The organism is Subtercola frigoramans (assembly GCF_016907385.1).
In the GTDB taxonomy this organism is placed as follows: Bacteria; Actinomycetota; Actinomycetes; order Actinomycetales; family Microbacteriaceae; genus Subtercola; species Subtercola frigoramans.
Genome location: NZ_JAFBBU010000001.1, coordinates 854,347 through 870,620, shown reverse-complemented (window position 1 = coordinate 870,620; position 16,274 = coordinate 854,347). Strand labels below are relative to the sequence as shown.

Genomic DNA, 16,274 nt, shown 5'->3' with positions numbered 1-16,274 from the left:
CCTCGTGTCCGGGCGGTCGAGGAGACCGTCAGAGACGACTGGCGGACGGGTGCACACGCTTGGTGCACCCGTGCCTGGTATCGCACAGCGTACGAAGTCGATGTTCGCAATCATCTCTTATTCTGGGAATCTGATTCAATACTCTTCACTGGCTGGCTGTGTCATTGACAGTAAACGATGGACGCGTCAGCGACCGTCGACCACCCCTCGACGATCGGCACCCCGACAGTCACCCGAGAGCGTCGGTCAGCGAGTGGTCCGCATGAGGAGCATCACGAACGCTCCAAGGATCGACAGCACCCCGGCAACGACGAAGAGCAACAGGAAGTTTGGTCCCGCCTGAGCGGCGCCAACCGCGAGTAGCAGCGGCGCGAGAAAAGGCATGATCGATTGCGGAAGATTGCTCGCCAACTGAACGATCCCCATGTAGCGGCCGGTGAACCGCGCATCAGGGATCAGCCGCGTGGCCAGAGCTAGATCGACCGCGAGGTAGATTCCGAGCCCCAGTCCGATGAACACGCCCGCGCCGATGGCAAATTCTACGGTTGGCGCGAACGCGTAGAGCACGAGCGCTGCGCCCATCAGCAGTCCTGAGAACATAACGAAGCCACGGCGCTTGTCTGTCTTGTCGGTTATCCACCCGCCGCCGACCGAACCAATGAGCGTTGCGATGCCGGACAGACCGGTCGCCGCGAGAAGGTAGACGGCCACGTTGGCAGGAGCGATCCCAAAGTGCTGGATGAACAGGAGTGCCTGGAACGCGATGATCGCGGTATAGCCCATCCATATCAGGAAGCGACTCACCAGGTTCACTGTGAAATCGTGGCTCTGCCGCACGGGCCACGTGAAGCTCTTGAACATCTGGCTGACCGAGAAGCGATCGACGCCCTGCACGTCATCTTTGGAGTCTTTGATTACCGCAGCGAGGATCGAGACGACGATGATGGCCAGAACGCCTGGGATCACAAAGATCAAGACGATATTCGGCGCCAGAGCGGTCGCAATCGCTGCTCCGGCGATTGCTGCGAAGTTCGTGGCCACGCCGATGAGTGCGCCCACCCTGCCGTGCCATTTGGTCGGCACTCGGTCGGCGTAGAGACCCCCGATGGCCGCGGCGGTAGCGTTGAACCCGACGCCGGCCAGGATCGAGCCCACCAGAACGAACAGCACGGTTTCGGCCATGCCCACCAACAGGAGAGCTGCGGTTCCGAGCAGCACACCACCGATCAGCCAAGGCCGACGACGACCGAAACGAGATCGAGTGCGATCGGACAGGTTGCCGACGATGGGCGTGGCGACGATCGAGCACAAGGCCGTGAGTCCGCCGACCAGTCCCTGGACGCCCGCGACCTCCTCGGGGGGCACGATCGTCGTGAGCTTGATCGAGAGCGCGACCACGACCGGGGTCAGGACCGAGAACAACACGAAGAACTGCGATAGAACGAGAAGCGCCGAGAAAATCGTTCTGTTGTCCTTCGGAAGTCCCTCGACAGCGGGAATGGCGACTGGCTCTAGGCCGGGATCTGCGGTGGTCATGAAACTCCTTCGTTTCAGCGTTGAACACTGATCGAATGTTCAGCGTTCGGATGATTTAGGACTATAGTGCTTTTCACACGGTGCTACAAGCACGTGGGACGCGTCGGCCGGACCGGCGCATCAGAGTCCTCACGCAAAGGAGCAGAATGACCGAGCACGTCGACGGTGTCTCCGCAACCAGGGGCCCGTATCGCGCCGGTCGGGCACGCCGTCAAGAAATCATCCGAGCGGCGACCGAAGTGTTCGCCCGCGAGGGCTATCGGGGCGGATCACTTCGCGACGTCGCGAGATCGTTGGAGGTGACGCCCGGGGCGATCCTGCACCATTTCGGCTCGAAGGAGCAGCTGTTGGTCGCTGTATTGGCGGATCGTGATGAGCACAGCCGCACGGCAGCTGCACGCTACTTCGAGTCGCACGACACCGCAGGCAGCCTGCGGGCCATTGTGGCCGACAACGCGTCCCGCCCGGGGCTCATGCGGTTGTTCACCACGCTCGCCGCCGAAGCTGTGTCGCCCGATCATCCCGCTCATGACTTCTTCACGGAGCGATACCTGCGTCTCACTGGTTTCATCGCGGAAGGGCTCGACCGGGAGAACTTCCATGCGCCAGATGGAGCCTCGAACCGAGATGTGGCCGCCCTCGTGCTCGCCACGATGGACGGCCTTCAGCTGCAGTGGCTCATGCGACCGCAGTTCTCGATGACTGGCGCCTTCGACGTAATGCTCACCGCCCACGGCCTGCTCCCCTGCAGGATGCGAGAACCGGAACAGGCGCCAGCAATGGGTGAGGCTCGATGAGTTCGACATTTCCCGGCGCGCAGACGGTGGACGAGCGCGTCGCCGCCCTCTCCATCGAGCAGCAGATCGGGCTTCTGTACCAGCCGATGATCCTGGTAGGAGACGGCTTCGATCTCGACACGAGGCCACCGTGGGGCGGCCCATCCGCTCGGGAGCTCATCGGCGAGTCCGGTATCCGGTTCTTCTGCATCGGCGGCCCCGCCACTCCGCGCCACATCCGCGAAGCCACAACGATGATGCAGGAGTATGCCATCTCTGTCGGCTCACGACTACCCGCCGTGTTCTCCAGCGATCCACGACACGGCTTCGTGCAGAACGACGCCGCGACGCACTCCGCGCAGGGACTGTCACAGTGGCCGGAGCCCATCGGGTTCGGGGCGCTCCGCGATGCGGCGGCCGTGCGCGAGTTCGCCGATATCGTACGCACCGACTACCTCGCGATGGGTCTGCGTCTGGCCCTGCACCCCCAGGTCGACCTGCCCACCGAGCCCCGGTGGGCGCGCCAGGCGCAGAGCTTCGCGGTCGACCACACCCTTTCGTCCGAGTTGGCGGCGGCCTACATCGAAGGACTTCAAGGTACCCGGCTGGGAGCGCGCGCGGTCGCTGCCACAACCAAGCATTTTCCAGGCGGTGGGCCACAACTCGACGGCGAAGACCCGCACTTCCCTTACGGCCGCGAACAGATCTACCCAGGTGGGCGGTTCGCCGACCACCTGGCCCCGTTCCGCTCGGCCATCGATGCCGGGAGCGCCGTGATCATGCCCTACTACGGGATGCCCGTAGGGCTCGAGCTCGATGGCCGACCGGTAGAGGAAGTCGGGTTCGCCTTCAACCGACGCATCATCACGGAACTTCTCCGTGAAGAACTCGGCTTCGAGGGCGTTGTTCTCAGCGACTTCGGGCTCATCTCCGACCAGCAGGTCTTCGGCAAGCCTTTCCCTGCGCGGGCCTGGGGTGTGGAGCACCTTGAGGAGGACCGGCGGCTCGAGAGGCTCTTGCACGCCGGAATCGATCAGCTCGGCGGCGAGAGCGACACCGCACGACTCTATCGGCTCGTCGATTCGGGCCGCGTCGACGCCGCCCGAATAGCCGTATCCGCCCGGCGACTCGTCGCTCTGCAGCGCGACCTCGGGCTGTTGGACGCCCCTGGCGCGGAGCCGCTCGACGGCCCGATAGCCACACGCGAGCAGATCGATCTGGGGCGTAGAACCCAGTCGAGAGCAATGACCGTGCTCATCGTCGGAGACGTCGACGGGGTCCCCATCCTCCCGCTCCCTTCCGCGGCGCGCGCTCACCTGGTTGGATTCGGCGACGCCGCGAGGCTGCACTCGGTTGCCGAGGTCGACGCCGACGTGGCCGTCATGCGGATCGCGTCTCCTTTCGACCCGCGCGATCATTATTTTCTCGAGAACGGCATGCAACAGGGATCGCTCGATCTGCCAGATTCGCTGATCGAAAGCATCGTCGACCTTTGCGCACGACTGCCCGTGGTGTTGGTGGTGCACCTCGCCAGACCTGCCGTCCTGACCCCAGTCGCCGACGTCGTCACCGCCTTGGTCGTCGACTACGGAGCATCCGATGAATCGGTGCTTGCCGCCTTGCGCGGTGTCGAGATACCCAGAGGGGTACTGCCGTTCGACCTGCCTCGCACGATGCAGGCCGTCATTGATAGCAGGCCGGATGTCGCATCCGACTCCCTTCACCCGCTCTTCACCGCAGGAAGCGGCATCCGCCTCACCACCACACCGTTCACATCCAGAGCCGACTTGGAGATTCCATGACAGACGCGCACCCACCCGTGACCAACTCGATTCCCGCTTTCTTCACTCCGGCGGAACGAGCTGTTCTTCCCGATCGCGCTCGATCGTTCACCGGCCTGACCTACGCGGTAATCGAGGGCTACCGGCACCTCCATCTCGATGTGCACCTGCCCGCTACACCGGAGGGCCCGGTTCCCCTAGTCGTGTGGATGCACGGTGGAGCGTGGCTCTTCGGTGTGCGCGATCTTCTACCCCCGGAGTGGCCGCCGAACCTCATCATTCAGTCCGCACTCGATGCGGGTTTGGCGATCGCGACGATCGACTACCGGCACTCCCGCGAGGCCGCGTTCCCCGCCCAGCTCCACGATGCCAAAGCGGCGATCCGCTACCTTCGGGCGTTCGCCACCGAGCTCGGCATCGACCCGGACAGAATCGCGGTCTGGGGCGAATCGGCCGGTGGCCACCTCGCCGCTCTCGTAGCGCTCGTCGACGACCCCATTCTGGAAGGCTCTGTAGGAGTCGCAGAGGGCTCGAGCCGGGTCTCGGCGGCGGTCTGCTTCTACCCTGTGACCGATGTCGAATCGCTCCCTCCGATGATCAGCGCCCTGCCTGAGCACGTACGCCAGATGCTCACCACTTCAGGGGTACCGCTGCCCCCCGAACCGGTCGACGTGCTGATCGAGCACTCGCCCTACTCACCGGAGGAAGCCCGACGCATCCTCTCCCCGGTGAGCCATGTCGGAGCGGGCGCTCCACCTTTTCTCCTCATACACGGCGACGCCGACAGGCTGGTGCCTGTCGGCCAGAGCATACGACTGAACGACCTCCTGGCTGCCGCGGGAGCGGATGTCACCTTGGTGACCGTTCCCGGAGCCGATCATGTCTTCGCGGGAACCGACCCACGGCCTCAGGCGGAGACGGCAGTGACGTTCTTGGCCGCTCGGCTCCAACTCGACTGAGCACACCCTCGATGTCGTCTACTTCTGCTGAAGCCCCCGGAGGGGGGCAGGTACGTAGAGCCGAAAGTGTCGAACTCTTTCTCAGCGGCGTCATCCAGCGCGCAGAACCGATGAACCCGGGCACATTGAGGACTTCCTAGATTGCAGACCAAGCGAGGTTGGACCACGTTAGTTCACGATGAAGACTTTCAGCTGAAGCGAGATAGGGAGTCGTTCGCCGACGCCGATGAAGACCCGCTTGTTCGTGCCGCTCCGATTGCACGACCCATCTCTTTCGTCTACGCAGGCGGAATCCGCACGAATGGGTCTCGTTATTCGGGTCGACCACCTCGAAAATCTCAGGTGCGAATTTAATGGCGAGCATAGGAATTGCAGAAGTGAGTGGCCGGATACGTTTTTTGATCACCAATCTTCACGCCGGCGCGCTGCTGTCGAGTCGAACCCACGCGCTGTTGTTCTGCGCGCTTGATTGAGTTGCTGCGAGTACTCGCTGAACCCGCAGGCCGTCTGCGAAGGAGGGAGAGGGGTTCTCGCCCGAGCTGATGGCTGAGACGAAGTCGGCGATCTGGTGGCTGAACGCGTGTTCCCAGCCGAGCACGTGTCCTGCCGGCCACCAGGCCGACACGAAGGGGTGACCGGGCTCGGTGACAAGGATGCGCGTGAAACCCTGCTCTGCCGGAGCAACGGTGCCGTCGTAGAAGTGGAGCTCGTTGAGGTTTTCGACGTCGAAGTACAGAGCCCCTCTCGAACCGCTGACTTCGATTCGGAAAGCGTTCTTTCGCCCAGTGGCGAACCGCGTGGCTTCGAATGACGCAACGGCCGTCGTTCCAAGTTTCGCCGTGAACCACACGGCGTCTTCGACGGTCACCTCACCCCGTTCGTTTGAGGCGGTGCCGCCGAGACCGCGTCGGTCGGCAAGGAGTGGGCGCTCGCGAACGAAGGTAGTGCTCGTGGCGCTGACGGCGTTGATAGTCGATTGGGTGAGAAAGTGCACCATGTCGACGAGGTGCGCGCCGAGGTCGCTGAGTGGGCCAGAACCCGCCAGTGCACGATCCAGTCGCCAGGTGATTGGCGCGTTTTCGTCTGTGAGCCAGTCTTGTCGGTATTCGGCTCGAATCTGCCTGATCTCGCCCAGACGCCCCTGCTCGATGAACTGCCGAGCGAGCACCGCGGCCGGCAGGCGCCGATAGCTGAATCCGACGAGGGAGCGCACGCCACGGGTGGATGCCCGTTCGGCTGCCTCGGTCATGACTTCTGCCTGGGCCAGCGTGTTGGCCAACGGCTTCTCGCAGATCACGTGTTTGCCGGCGTCAAGGGCGGCGATGGCGATATCGGCGTGCGAGCCGCCGGGCGTGCAAATGTCGACGACATCGATGGCCGGGTCATCAATTACGCTCCGCCAGTCGGTGGAGCCACGCTGCCAGCCGAATTTCTCGCGAGCTACTTCGACCCGATCGGGGTTCTGGCCCACGACCACCTCCATGCGGGGTTCATAGGCTAGGTCGAAGAATCGAGGGGCGACCCGCCAGCCCTGGGAGTGGGCGGCGCCCATGAAACCGTGGCCGACTAGTGCGACGTTCAGCGGCGTTTTCGACGAATTCGTCATGATATCTGGCTCCGATCGTGGGCCTGGGCGGTGGATTCGGCGATGACGAGTTCACACGGAATCAGTGCCTGCGGCGCGGTGGCATGCTCCTCGATCTGGTCGATAAGGGAGTCCACACCAAGCGCGGCGAGTTCGGTTGCGGGTACCTTCATCGTGGTCAGAACGGGATCGGTGAGCCCGCCGACATCGAACGAAGTGCTGAGCGAGATCATCGAGACGTCGCGGGGCACAGAATAGCCTTCGCCGACAACGCCGCTCAGCAACCCGAACGCGGCGTTCTCGTTGATGACGATGACGGCGGTCGTGGCCGGGGCGTCATGAAAAACGCGACGCGCGCCCTCTCGACCGGCCTGGGTGGTGCCGGCACAGCCAATGACAAAAGGCGTCAGTCCCCTCGCCTCCATCGATGCCCGGTAAGCGTCTTCGCTGCGCACGAGGTAGCCTAGGTCGCTGAGGGGTTCGCTGGGCAACCGTTCGCTCACCAGAGCGATGTGCTTGTGCCCTAGTGTGCAGAGGTGATCGACGGCGGCTTCGAGGGTGATTTCGAAATCAATATCAACGAACGGGTGCCCGGCGTCTGAGGTACGGCCGATGAGCGAGAACGGCGTCTGGGAATGTACGAGGGCGTCGACGCGCGCATCGTGTAGCCGAACATCCATCAGCACGACCCCGTCGACGAGTCCGCCGGCTATGAGGCGCGCCATCTGGTCTGGCTCGCTGCTCAGCGGCCAGAGCACGAGGTCGTAGCCGCGCGCCCTGGCCGAGAGCGCGGCCTGGGTCACGAAAGCGGTGGTCGCAGGGCCGTTGCGGTGGTCGAGGGCGGGGTAGAGCAATGCGACGATGTGGGTCTGTTGGCTCGCCAGGGCGCGAGCTACTACGTTGCGGTGGTAGCCGAGTTCAGCCATCGCCGCAGTCACCCGTTCACGGGTCTTCATCGAGACTTTCTTCGTCTCGTTCACCACGAACGATACCGTCGCGATCGAGACCCCGGCGCGGTCAGCGACATCCTGCATCGTTGCCATGGGCATGCTCCTCGCTCTCTACCAGCGGAATTCGTCGGCTGAAAATGATTATCACAGTAAATCTAGTTAACCGCTTAGATTTTTCTTGACAAGAACCCGGCGGGGCTTCAGGATGACTATCGCACCCCGGAAATGCCGCACTCGTCAGTTCAAGGTCAGATTTTTTGAATGGTGGGTTAAGCGCTTTGATCTATTCATGAAGTCGATACGAAACAACGACCGGCCGTGATGCTGACAGACCGACCAGGGCGCGAACTGAACTCAGCATGACCAACAGCAAAGGAGCTATTTCGCATGTGGAAATCTCGCATCGCCGTCGCGGCGATCACAACCGTGGTAGTAGGCGTGGCCCTCGTAGGGTGTTCGTCTTCGGCGGGCTCGTCGTCGACATCGCTGACCGTCGAAGACTACTACTCGGCACCGCAGTCGTCCGTGATGGATGGCATCTATCAGGCCTGCGGCGCGCAAAACGGCGTCACTGTCACGTCGACCCATGTTCCTGCAGCAGGGCTCATTGCGAAGGTTCTGCAGCAGTCATCATCGAAAACGCTCCCCGACGTTCTGATGCTCGACAACCCCGAAGTTCAGCAGATCGCCGCCTCAGGCGCACTGTCGCCCCTGGCAGACTACGGCATCACGGGTGAGGGTTTCGCGCCGGGCGTGGTGAGCGCCGGAACCTACAACGGAAAACTATATGGGTTGGCCCCCGGCGTGAACTCGATCGCCCTGTTCTACAACACCGATCTCTTCACGGCTGCGGGCCTGACGCCGCCGACGACCTGGGATGAGCTGAAGGCCGACGCCACCAAGCTGACCTCAGGAGACCAATATGGATTCGCTTTCTCTGGCATCAACACCTTCGAGGGCACCTGGCAGTTCTTGCCGTTCATGTGGACCAACGGCGGCGACGAGAAGGACATTGCCACCCCGCAGACGGCCCAGGCCCTGCAGCTGCTCGTCGATATGGTCGACAATGGTTCAGCTTCGAAGAGTGTTGTCAACTGGTCGCAGAACGATGTGCTCGACCAGTTCACCGCTGGCAAGACCGCAATGATGGTCAACGGCCCGTGGCAGTTCCCGGCGCTGGCGAAGTTCACCAACCTGCACTGGGCTTCGGTGCCTATCCCCGGCAAGTTGGCCACAGACAAGCCGGTCGCGCCTCTCGGAGGTGAGACCTTCAATGTTCCGAACACGGGCAACAAAGACACCATGGCGACGGCGGGCAAGATCGTGGCCTGCATCAACAGCGATGAGAATCAGGCCACCATCGCCAAGAGTGCCGGACTGATTCCCTCCACCCTCACCGTTGCGACGAAGGCGGTGGCCGAAAACCCCTTGCTCGCCTCGTTCGCAACCACGGTCGCTACGGCCAGAGCCCGCACTGGTGAACTCGGCGCCGACTGGCCTGCCGCCGCCACACGCATCTACACGGCCGAGCAGCTTGCACTGACCGGCAAGGCGACACCCACCGACGCCCTGGCCCAAGCCCAGAACCAGTAACAGGTTGCACTGATGCGTCGCGCGCGCCTCGATTGAAACGAAAAGGAATCGCCATGACAACCACCGCTGCGGAAGCCGGCACAGAACCTGCTGCCATGCCTCGCCGCAATCGAGGCGCGCTGCCCACGCCCACGCCCAGGCCCATCCGGGCGACGAACCACCGTCGCCATGAGGTGCTCATCCAATGGGCCTTTGTCGCCCCGGCCATCCTGTACATTGCTTTCTTCTTCGGCTATCCCGTTGCGAAGAACATCGTGATGAGCCTGCAGGACTACACGACGAAGACCTTCTACACCGGTGAAGCTCCCTTTGTGGGTGTCGCCAACTACGTCACCGTCATCGCCAGCAGCCTGTTCCCCACCACGATCATCAACACAGCGCTGTTCACCGTCGGCTCGATCATCGGTCAATTTGCGATCGGCCTAGCTCTCGCGCTGTTCTTCCAACGCCGCTTTCCGCTGAACAGCTTCTTGCGAGCGCTGCTGCTCGTGCCGTGGCTGCTGCCTCTCATCGCGTCGAGCGCGGTGTGGAAGTGGATGCTGGACCAAGACAGCGGCGTGATCAACGAGCTTCTCAAGGCACTGCACCTGGGTTCGGTGCCGTGGCTGGTCGACCCGAATGTGGCGCTGGTCGCCGTCATTCTCGTCAACGTCTGGCTCGGAATTCCGTTCAATGTCACCATTCTCTACAGCGGGTTGCAAGAGATACCGCCCGAACTGTACGAGGCGGCAGCGCTCGACGGCGCGACCAGGGCTCAGACGTTTTGGAACATCACCTGGCCGAACCTTCGGCCCGTTGTGTCAGTGGTACTGGTGCTAGGTGTGGTCTATACGCTCAAAGTGCTCGACATAATTTTGGGTCTCACCGGCGGCGGGCCAGCCAATTCCACACAGACGCTCGCGACCGACTCGTACCACCGTTCGTTCGTCGAATTCGCCTTCGGGCCTGGTGCAGCGGTGAGCAATATTCTCATCGTCATCTCGCTGGTCTTCAGCTTCATCTACCTGCGCAGCAACCGCCGCGCGGTCGACGAGTAAGGCGGGGCGGAACAATGCACTCCAACACGCGCGGTCTCGGCGGCACTCTTCTCGGCGTTCTCTTCCTCGCCATCATGCTCTTTCCGGTCTACTGGATGATCAACACCTCGCTGCAAAAAGGAGGCAGTTCGGTCAACAGCTCTCTGCTACCGCTGAACCCCTCGTTCGCCGGCTATGTCCAGGCTTTCAACGAACAGGGCGCGAACCTGGGCACGAGCCTGGTTGTGTCGCTCTTCACGGTGGCCTTCACCCTCGCAGTCGCCACTCCGGCAGCCTACGCCCTGGCGAAGTTCCGGCTGCGGTGGATGAACCTTGTGCTGGTCGCACTGCTCATCTCGCAGATGATTCCCGGAATTGTCATTGCAAATGCGCTCTACACGGCGTTCAATTCGATGGGGCTGCTCAACAGCATTCCGGGCCTGGTGCTGGCCGATGCGACGAGTTCGATACCGTTCGCGATTCTCATCATGCGGTCATTCATGGTCACCATTCCGCCGTCTCTGGTCGAAGCAGCTCGTGTCGACGGGGCGGGGCATCTGAGGGCGTTCTGGTCGATCGTGATTCCGATCAGCCGCAACTCGATCATCACGGCCGGCCTGTTCGCATTTCTCTTCACCTGGAGCGACTTCGTCTTCGCGTTGACACTCACCACCTCGGATGCTGTGAAGCCGGTCACCCTCGGAATCTATTCGTACCTCAGCGCGAACGTACAAAGCTGGTCTCCCGTGATGGCGACCGCGGTTCTGTCGTCTGTGCCGGCGTTCATTCTGCTGCTGTTCGCCCAACGCTACATCGCCGCTGGCGCGCTCGGCGGTGCGGTGAAATGACTGTGCCTGAGAGACATCAGCCGCATGACCGACTGGCCCCGAGCATCCCTAAACCCCCACTTCATCACTCGCACGAAAGGAACACTCGCGTGTACACCACGAAAGCTGCCGGCCGAACCCTCAACGTGGTCGTCTGGGGCGAAAACCGGCACGAACAGATCGAACCGCACGTCGCCGCACTCTACCCAGACGGCATGCACAACACAATAAAGAACGGCATCGACGCGCTGCTTGGCGACCGAGTGAGTGTGACCACAGCTCTGCTCGACGACCCCGAGCACGGGCTCAGCGAGGAGGTGCTGGCGACGACCGATGTGCTCACCTGGTGGGGGCACGCCGCGCACGACGAGGTGTCAGATGAGGTAGTGCTGCGAGTACAGCGGCACGTGCTCTCGGGCATGGGCCTCATCGTGCTGCACTCCGGCCACTGGTCGAAGATCTTCACCACTCTCATGGGCACCACGTGCACGCTCCGATGGCGGAGCGAACACGACAGGGAGTTGGTTTGGACGGTCAACCCGTCCCACCCCATCGCCCAAGGAGTGCCGCACCCCATCGAAATCCCCGAGCAGGAAATGTACGGAGAACAGTTCGACGTACCGACGCCAGACGAACTCATCTTCATCAGCTCATTCAGCGGGGGGGAGGTGTTTCGCAGCGGAATGACCTTCACCCGAGGCAACGGCAAAATCTTCTACTTCAGCCCCGGAGACCAGGACTTCCCGGTGTACCACCACCCCGACATTCGCCGAGTGATCGCCAACTCTGTCGAATGGGCGGCCAGCGCCACTACTCGACGGGAGATTCCCGTTCTGTTGCGGTACGACACAGACGACTTCTTCACCGGGCACGGGTACGACGGCCCGATCAGTGCAGAGGCTGTCGGCGCTGCGCTCGATGCCAAGTCGGATGCTGCTGCCGAAGCGGCGACCACCTCCGGGCCAACCGCATGAGCGCCTTTCGCACCGTTGCCGACCATGCTGCCCCCGTGCGGGTCGTTTTGGTAGGTGCAGGCGAGATGGGTCGAAATTGGATCGCCACACTCACCGCCTCGCCGGAGGTCGAATTGGTCGGGCTCGTTGATCTCAACGTCGAACTGGCTCGCGCGGTTGCCGGTGAGCTCGGCCTCAGCTCCGTCACGATCGGTACGAACCTGGTCGAGGTTGCGCGGGAGCGCGGTGCCAACGCGATAGTGAACGTCACCATCCCTGCGGCCCACCATGCGGTCAATACCCAGGCGCTGTTCGCCGGGCTGCCCGTGCTCTGCGAGAAACCCATCGCGCCGACCGTCGCTGAGGCGCTCTCGCTTGCGGCAGCGGCCGAGGTGACAGGGCAGCTTCTGATGACCAGCCAGTCTCGCCGGTACTACCCCTCTATCGCGCGATATAAGCGCGCCATCGGATCGCTCGGTTCGGTGGAGATCGCTCGGACCGAATTCTTTCGCAGTGCTCGCTTCGGCGGTTTTCGCGAAGAGATGCCCAGCCCGCTCTTGGTTGACATGGCCATCCACGCCTTCGACGCCGCGCGCTACCTCTTCGGCACAAACCCCGTTTCGGTATACTGCCAAGAATCGAACCCGAGCTGGAGCTGGTACCGGGGCGACGCGGCGGCGACGGCTCTCTTCGAATTCGACGGCGGGCTGCGCTACCACTACACCGGCAGCTGGGTGAGTGCCGGCCTCGAAACCTCGTGGAACGGGCAGTGGCGGGTGAACGGCGCAGGCGGAACGGCGACGTGGGACGGCGACGAAAAGATCGAGGTCGAGTACCTCGAAGGATATGCGGAGCCGAGTTCGTCTTCCCTGATAAACGAGGCCCATTCTGCCGCTGGCGACAAGCCGATTGAGATCGCCGGTGCGCTCGATGAGTTCATTGCGGCGCTGCGCACTGGCCAAACGCCCTCGGGTGACGTGCGCTCGAACATCCTGAGCTTGGCGATGGTCGAGGCGGCTGTGCATTCCGCCGAGGCGAAGCAGCGTGTGGAGATCCACGCGATATTGGAGAACGCCTATCGTGCGGCCATCAGGCACGAACGGCGGCCTGAAGTAGGCGCTGCTCTTGAGGCATGGGGTTCGGGGTCAGCAGGATTAGGTTTGTAATAGTGCGGCAGAATAGTGGCCATCATGAGAGCCTGCGACGGGGATCAGCTGGTGCGAAACCCTCGTGCCAGTCGCGACGCAGACCCTCGGGTCGCGGGAGCGGCTACATCGATACCGACCACCCGTTCAGGCTGAGGACAGGAGCCGGGGCTGGTGGCGTGCGAGCCACCACCACCCCCGGCTGATTTACTCTGTGTTGAATTGTTTACTGTTTTGTCAGCGTGATCGAGTCGAGTTCGGCGTATCCGCTGGTAGCGCCGAGGAACGGTGATCCTTTCGCGAGTCGGATTGTGTTGAACCCGGATCTGAGCGTGAGTGTCGTGCTGACCGAATTCGTAAACTGCCCCCAACCAGTTGTGGGTGGGTAGCTCACGGTCGACCAAGCGCCCCCGTTATAGGCGAAACCTTGGGTCGAGATTGCTCCGGTTCCGTTCGCATAGCGAATGGCCATCGAGTAGGCGCCGGCCGTGGGCACGTCGACAAGGAAGTCGACGAAACTATCGTCTCGCGCATTCGATGAACCGTCGATTCGCCCAACATAGCCTCCGTTGGACGCGGAGGTCGAGTTCAGGCGTGCCGCATTCACAACGGTTGCGTTTTCGGCCTCGTAGACCTGCTGGTACGCAGTCGTCGGTCCCGTGTTGGGAGTTACGACCAGCTGATAAGCCCCGAGATAGTCCTGATTGAGGATTGGCACGGTGATCGCCCCGTTGACAATGGTGTAGGTAGTTTTCGAAAGGGTTGTTGGGGCTGCGACCGCCGTCTTCCTATCTGACGGAGGGGTGTAGTTCAACGTCACCTGTGCTTGGGCGCCGAAGCCTGACAACCCCCTGACCTGCACTGCGTTATCACCGTACGTGCCGCCGAAGGCGACGTTCACAATCTTGCGAGTTGAGTCGTATGAGGCGAAACCGTCGAGGTCGCCCGATGGCGTCACCGCAAGCATGTTCCCCGCCATCTCGCCGTACCACTTGTATAGCCAGTACGATCCGGCGGGCTGATTGTTCCATACCAGGCCTCCGACCGTTCCAGACTCGTACCAGTAAGCGCGTTCAGCATCACGGACGCCAGTGCGCTCGAACTGCGCAATGAAGTGCGCAGCTACGCTGGGAGTGTCGACCTGCGACGGCGAGCCATATTCGTTTATCGAGATCGGCCGTGGGGAGATACCGAGGGATGTCTCGATCGCGCGGTAGTCGGCGACGTGTTCGTCGATGCTGTTCCAGACACCGTCGTCGAGTTCGTGCCATGAGATGACGTCGGGTAGGGTGCCATCGGCCTTGGCTCGGGTGAGGAAATCGAGCAACCACTGGTGGTCGTAACGGCTGTAGCTGGGACCAACGATGGGCGTCGAAGCATCCTTCAACCGGACGAGTCGGAATGTCCGGGTCCACCCGTCGAGATAGGATCCCGCCTTAGTCGTGTCCCACGTCCAATCCGGTTCGTTCCATAGCTCCCAGCCGTCGACCCCTGTCGTCGTTGTGGCGTCGAGGCGGGCCTGAACCATGGTGTTCACCTTGTTGGTCCAGTCATCCCAACTTACCCAGCCGTAAGGGAAGTCGGGATAGACGTCGGGCATGCGGGCGTATGACTGCGCGCCGAGGGCGGTATACGACGGCGCTACTTTGAGGATGTCGCCGGTCGGTGTCGCAGCACCGCAATCTCGCGGATCTCGACCTTCTTCGGCGAGGTTCGATTACGGCGAAAGACAGCGAGATGTTGGGTTCTTGTTGGGACCACGCGGCCCGGCGAACCGGTCGTCACTGGACAGAGAACTGCTCGCGAACGGCTTCGACAGTGGCTGCGTCGACACCAACTCCAAGATGGAGCGCCGGTCGCTCGAGGATGGCGCTTAGCGCCCTCCTCACGCGGATCCGTTCTGTTCTCGGCAGCCCAACGCTCACAGCGTCTCGACGGGTGACCAGTGAAGCCAGAATAGCCAGGTCATTCAGGTGACGGTCGCCCTTTGCGCCTTCACCGATAAGCAGCCCCGATGCCTTGGCAACGATCGCTCCCTGAAGCGTTGGCCGCAGAACAGTCCCCATAACGCCATTGATCTCAAAATCCACTGGTTGGGCTCGGTCCAGTGCCCCCTGACCACCTGGCGCGGCTATCGTGCGGGCGCCGGTCACACCAAGACGGTTGTCGGCCCGTTCTCCCAAGAACCTCGGAATCAATACGTCGATCTGCGCGTCACCCTTCACCAACCGGTGCTGCACCCCTTTCGCACCCTCAGTGACAGAGGGTGCTTCACCGGCAGATTCGAACCCGAGAGCTTGCAGGGTGCTCGTGAAGTCGAAGAGCATGGTGGGCTTCGCTCGCACATCCAGAACGGTGTCAGCATCCTGTGTCGGCCGCGGCGGGTTCGCTCCTCGTTCCCAACAGAGCGAATGCACCATCTGTCCGCCGACTACCGCCCAGCCGACCGGGTGGTACTCGTACACACGGAACAGAGCATGCCAAGCCTCGGCCTGTGCCGGAGTCGTTGCAGGCGCGACGATCATCAGACCGAGGTATCTCGAAGCAACTCGGCCACACGCGACCTCTCCCGCACACCGTCGTGATTCGCCAAATCGACCAAGAGCAGACCCAGAGGCAAAGGCGAGGGCGACCGCTCGTCAGTGAGATGCACGAACACGTTGGGCCGGTCGGAAGGACGCAACAGATAATCGCGGCGCAGGGACGCCAGGTTTGCCGCGGCCACTCGAACCTCAAGCTGCCCAGCCGCAGCGATCTGAGCACGCGGGTCACTGAACCCGGACTTCACGATCCGGGCATCCTGGCCGAGGTCATCCAAGTCACTCGGGGCAACAGCAAGCTTGAGCACGGGGCGCTGTGGCACCCACCCGGCAAGAAGGCGATCTGGATGATCGGACTCACGCAGTTGTTTGTAGTACCCGCGCAGGCGAGAACGATCGCTTGCAGATGCGTCAATGAGTTCCTGGCCGGAGAGGGCACCGACCAGAAAGGTTCTCATGTGCGCGCTGAGGGGTCGACTCGAAGCTGGCCGGTACTCAGATGCCTGATCAACGAGCCACTGCCCTCCGACCTGGCGGGCAGGAAGCCGGCCATCATGAATGAGCGCACGCACGCGGCGAGGCGAGATCCCCTCCCGCCCCGCGAAATCAGCAA

At 62.4% G+C, this 16,274-nt stretch carries 14 protein-coding genes; 8 read left to right on the top strand and 6 right to left on the bottom strand.

Going from position 1 to position 16,274, the window contains the following annotated elements; translation table 11 throughout:
* Positions 1 to 246: 246 nt before the first annotated feature.
* Positions 247 to 1,536, bottom strand: a complete 1,290-nt coding sequence (locus tag JOE66_RS04190) for an MFS transporter (protein ID WP_205107029.1) — start codon at positions 1,534 to 1,536, stop codon at positions 247 to 249.
* Positions 1,537 to 1,682: 146 nt separating this feature from the next.
* On the opposite strand from JOE66_RS04190, the gene JOE66_RS04185 reads away from it, so the two are divergent.
* The 3 genes from JOE66_RS04185 to JOE66_RS04175 are packed head-to-tail and all read left to right on the top strand — an operon-like array spanning position 1,683 to position 5,052.
* Positions 1,683 to 2,333 (top strand): TetR/AcrR family transcriptional regulator, encoded by a 651-nt coding sequence (locus JOE66_RS04185; RefSeq protein WP_205107027.1) that lies wholly within the window; start codon positions 1,683 to 1,685, stop codon positions 2,331 to 2,333.
* Positions 2,330 to 4,114, top strand: coding sequence for a glycoside hydrolase family 3 protein (locus JOE66_RS04180; protein WP_205107025.1), 1,785 nt, complete (start codon positions 2,330 to 2,332; stop codon positions 4,112 to 4,114). Before JOE66_RS04185 ends, JOE66_RS04180 begins: the two co-directional genes overlap by 4 nt.
* Positions 4,111 to 5,052, top strand: coding sequence for an alpha/beta hydrolase (locus tag JOE66_RS04175; RefSeq protein WP_205107023.1), 942 nt, complete (start codon positions 4,111 to 4,113; stop codon positions 5,050 to 5,052). The genes JOE66_RS04180 and JOE66_RS04175 overlap by 4 nt, the downstream gene beginning before the upstream one ends.
* Positions 5,053 to 5,464: 412 nt before the next feature.
* On the opposite strand, the gene JOE66_RS04170 is transcribed toward JOE66_RS04175, so the two are convergent.
* Together JOE66_RS04170 and JOE66_RS04165 are read right to left on the bottom strand one after the other, a co-directional pair.
* A complete protein-coding gene (locus tag JOE66_RS04170) occupies positions 5,465 to 6,658 on the bottom strand; it encodes a Gfo/Idh/MocA family protein (protein WP_205107021.1) in 1,194 nt (397 codons plus the stop codon).
* The gene (locus tag JOE66_RS04165; protein ID WP_205107019.1) at positions 6,655 to 7,680 is read right to left on the bottom strand and encodes a LacI family DNA-binding transcriptional regulator; all 1,026 of its coding nucleotides are present in this window, start codon (positions 7,678 to 7,680) and stop codon (positions 6,655 to 6,657) included. Before JOE66_RS04165 ends, JOE66_RS04170 begins: the two co-directional genes overlap by 4 nt.
* 294 nt (positions 7,681 to 7,974) lie before the next feature.
* Between JOE66_RS04165 and JOE66_RS04160 the strand changes: the two genes are divergently transcribed.
* The 5 genes from JOE66_RS04160 (at position 7,975) to JOE66_RS04140 (ending at position 13,142) form a co-directional block, all read left to right on the top strand.
* A complete protein-coding gene (locus JOE66_RS04160) occupies positions 7,975 to 9,180 on the top strand; it encodes a sugar ABC transporter substrate-binding protein (protein WP_205107017.1) in 1,206 nt (401 codons plus the stop codon).
* Positions 9,181 to 9,233: 53 nt separating this feature from the next.
* Positions 9,234 to 10,217, top strand: coding sequence for a carbohydrate ABC transporter permease (locus JOE66_RS04155; RefSeq protein ID WP_205107015.1), 984 nt, complete (start codon positions 9,234 to 9,236; stop codon positions 10,215 to 10,217).
* 14 nt (positions 10,218 to 10,231) lie between these two features.
* Positions 10,232 to 11,044 (top strand): carbohydrate ABC transporter permease, encoded by an 813-nt coding sequence (locus JOE66_RS04150; RefSeq protein ID WP_205107013.1) that lies wholly within the window; start codon positions 10,232 to 10,234, stop codon positions 11,042 to 11,044.
* Positions 11,045 to 11,133: 89 nt separating this feature from the next.
* Positions 11,134 to 11,997: a ThuA domain-containing protein gene (locus tag JOE66_RS04145; RefSeq protein WP_307827043.1), complete on the top strand. Its 864-nt coding sequence runs from the start codon at positions 11,134 to 11,136 to the stop codon at positions 11,995 to 11,997.
* On the top strand, positions 11,994 to 13,142 hold the full coding sequence (locus JOE66_RS04140) for a Gfo/Idh/MocA family protein (protein WP_205107010.1): 1,149 nt from the start codon (positions 11,994 to 11,996) through the stop codon (positions 13,140 to 13,142). Before JOE66_RS04145 ends, JOE66_RS04140 begins: the two co-directional genes overlap by 4 nt.
* 205 nt (positions 13,143 to 13,347) lie before the next feature.
* On the opposite strand, the gene JOE66_RS04135 is transcribed toward JOE66_RS04140, so the two are convergent.
* The 3 genes from JOE66_RS04135 to JOE66_RS04125 form a co-directional block, all read right to left on the bottom strand.
* Positions 13,348 to 14,721 (bottom strand): CBM35 domain-containing protein, encoded by a 1,374-nt coding sequence (locus JOE66_RS04135; RefSeq protein ID WP_205107008.1) that lies wholly within the window; start codon positions 14,719 to 14,721, stop codon positions 13,348 to 13,350.
* Between the two features lie 181 nt (positions 14,722 to 14,902).
* Complete coding sequence (locus tag JOE66_RS04130) at positions 14,903 to 15,646, bottom strand: hypothetical protein (RefSeq protein ID WP_239518215.1); 744 nt, start codon at positions 15,644 to 15,646, stop codon at positions 14,903 to 14,905.
* Positions 15,646 to 16,119, bottom strand: coding sequence for a hypothetical protein (locus JOE66_RS04125; protein ID WP_205107006.1), 474 nt, complete (start codon positions 16,117 to 16,119; stop codon positions 15,646 to 15,648). The genes JOE66_RS04130 and JOE66_RS04125 overlap by 1 nt, the downstream gene beginning before the upstream one ends.
* Between the last annotated feature and the right edge of the window lie 155 nt (positions 16,120 to 16,274).

What these genes read in the sequence shown, in the direction of transcription:
- JOE66_RS04140 (WP_205107010.1), top strand. Translation starts at nt 11,994, where the DNA reads ATGAGCGCCTTTCGCACCGTTGCCGACCATGCTGCCCCCGTGCGGGTC.
- JOE66_RS04125 (WP_205107006.1), bottom strand. Translation starts at nt 16,119, where the DNA reads ATGAGAACCTTTCTGGTCGGTGCCCTCTCCGGCCAGGAACTCATTGAC.
- JOE66_RS04135 (WP_205107008.1), bottom strand. Translation starts at nt 14,721, where the DNA reads ATGCCCGACGTCTATCCCGACTTCCCTTACGGCTGGGTAAGTTGGGAT.
- JOE66_RS04165 (WP_205107019.1), bottom strand. Translation starts at nt 7,680, where the DNA reads ATGGCAACGATGCAGGATGTCGCTGACCGCGCCGGGGTCTCGATCGCG.
- JOE66_RS04180 (WP_205107025.1), top strand. Translation starts at nt 2,330, where the DNA reads ATGAGTTCGACATTTCCCGGCGCGCAGACGGTGGACGAGCGCGTCGCC.
- JOE66_RS04155 (WP_205107015.1), top strand. Translation starts at nt 9,234, where the DNA reads ATGACAACCACCGCTGCGGAAGCCGGCACAGAACCTGCTGCCATGCCT.
- JOE66_RS04160 (WP_205107017.1), top strand. Translation starts at nt 7,975, where the DNA reads ATGTGGAAATCTCGCATCGCCGTCGCGGCGATCACAACCGTGGTAGTA.
- JOE66_RS04175 (WP_205107023.1), top strand. Translation starts at nt 4,111, where the DNA reads ATGACAGACGCGCACCCACCCGTGACCAACTCGATTCCCGCTTTCTTC.
- JOE66_RS04170 (WP_205107021.1), bottom strand. Translation starts at nt 6,658, where the DNA reads ATGACGAATTCGTCGAAAACGCCGCTGAACGTCGCACTAGTCGGCCAC.
- JOE66_RS04130 (WP_239518215.1), bottom strand. Translation starts at nt 15,646, where the DNA reads ATGATCGTCGCGCCTGCAACGACTCCGGCACAGGCCGAGGCTTGGCAT.
- JOE66_RS04185 (WP_205107027.1), top strand. Translation starts at nt 1,683, where the DNA reads ATGACCGAGCACGTCGACGGTGTCTCCGCAACCAGGGGCCCGTATCGC.
- JOE66_RS04190 (WP_205107029.1), bottom strand. Translation starts at nt 1,536, where the DNA reads ATGACCACCGCAGATCCCGGCCTAGAGCCAGTCGCCATTCCCGCTGTC.
- JOE66_RS04150 (WP_205107013.1), top strand. Translation starts at nt 10,232, where the DNA reads ATGCACTCCAACACGCGCGGTCTCGGCGGCACTCTTCTCGGCGTTCTC.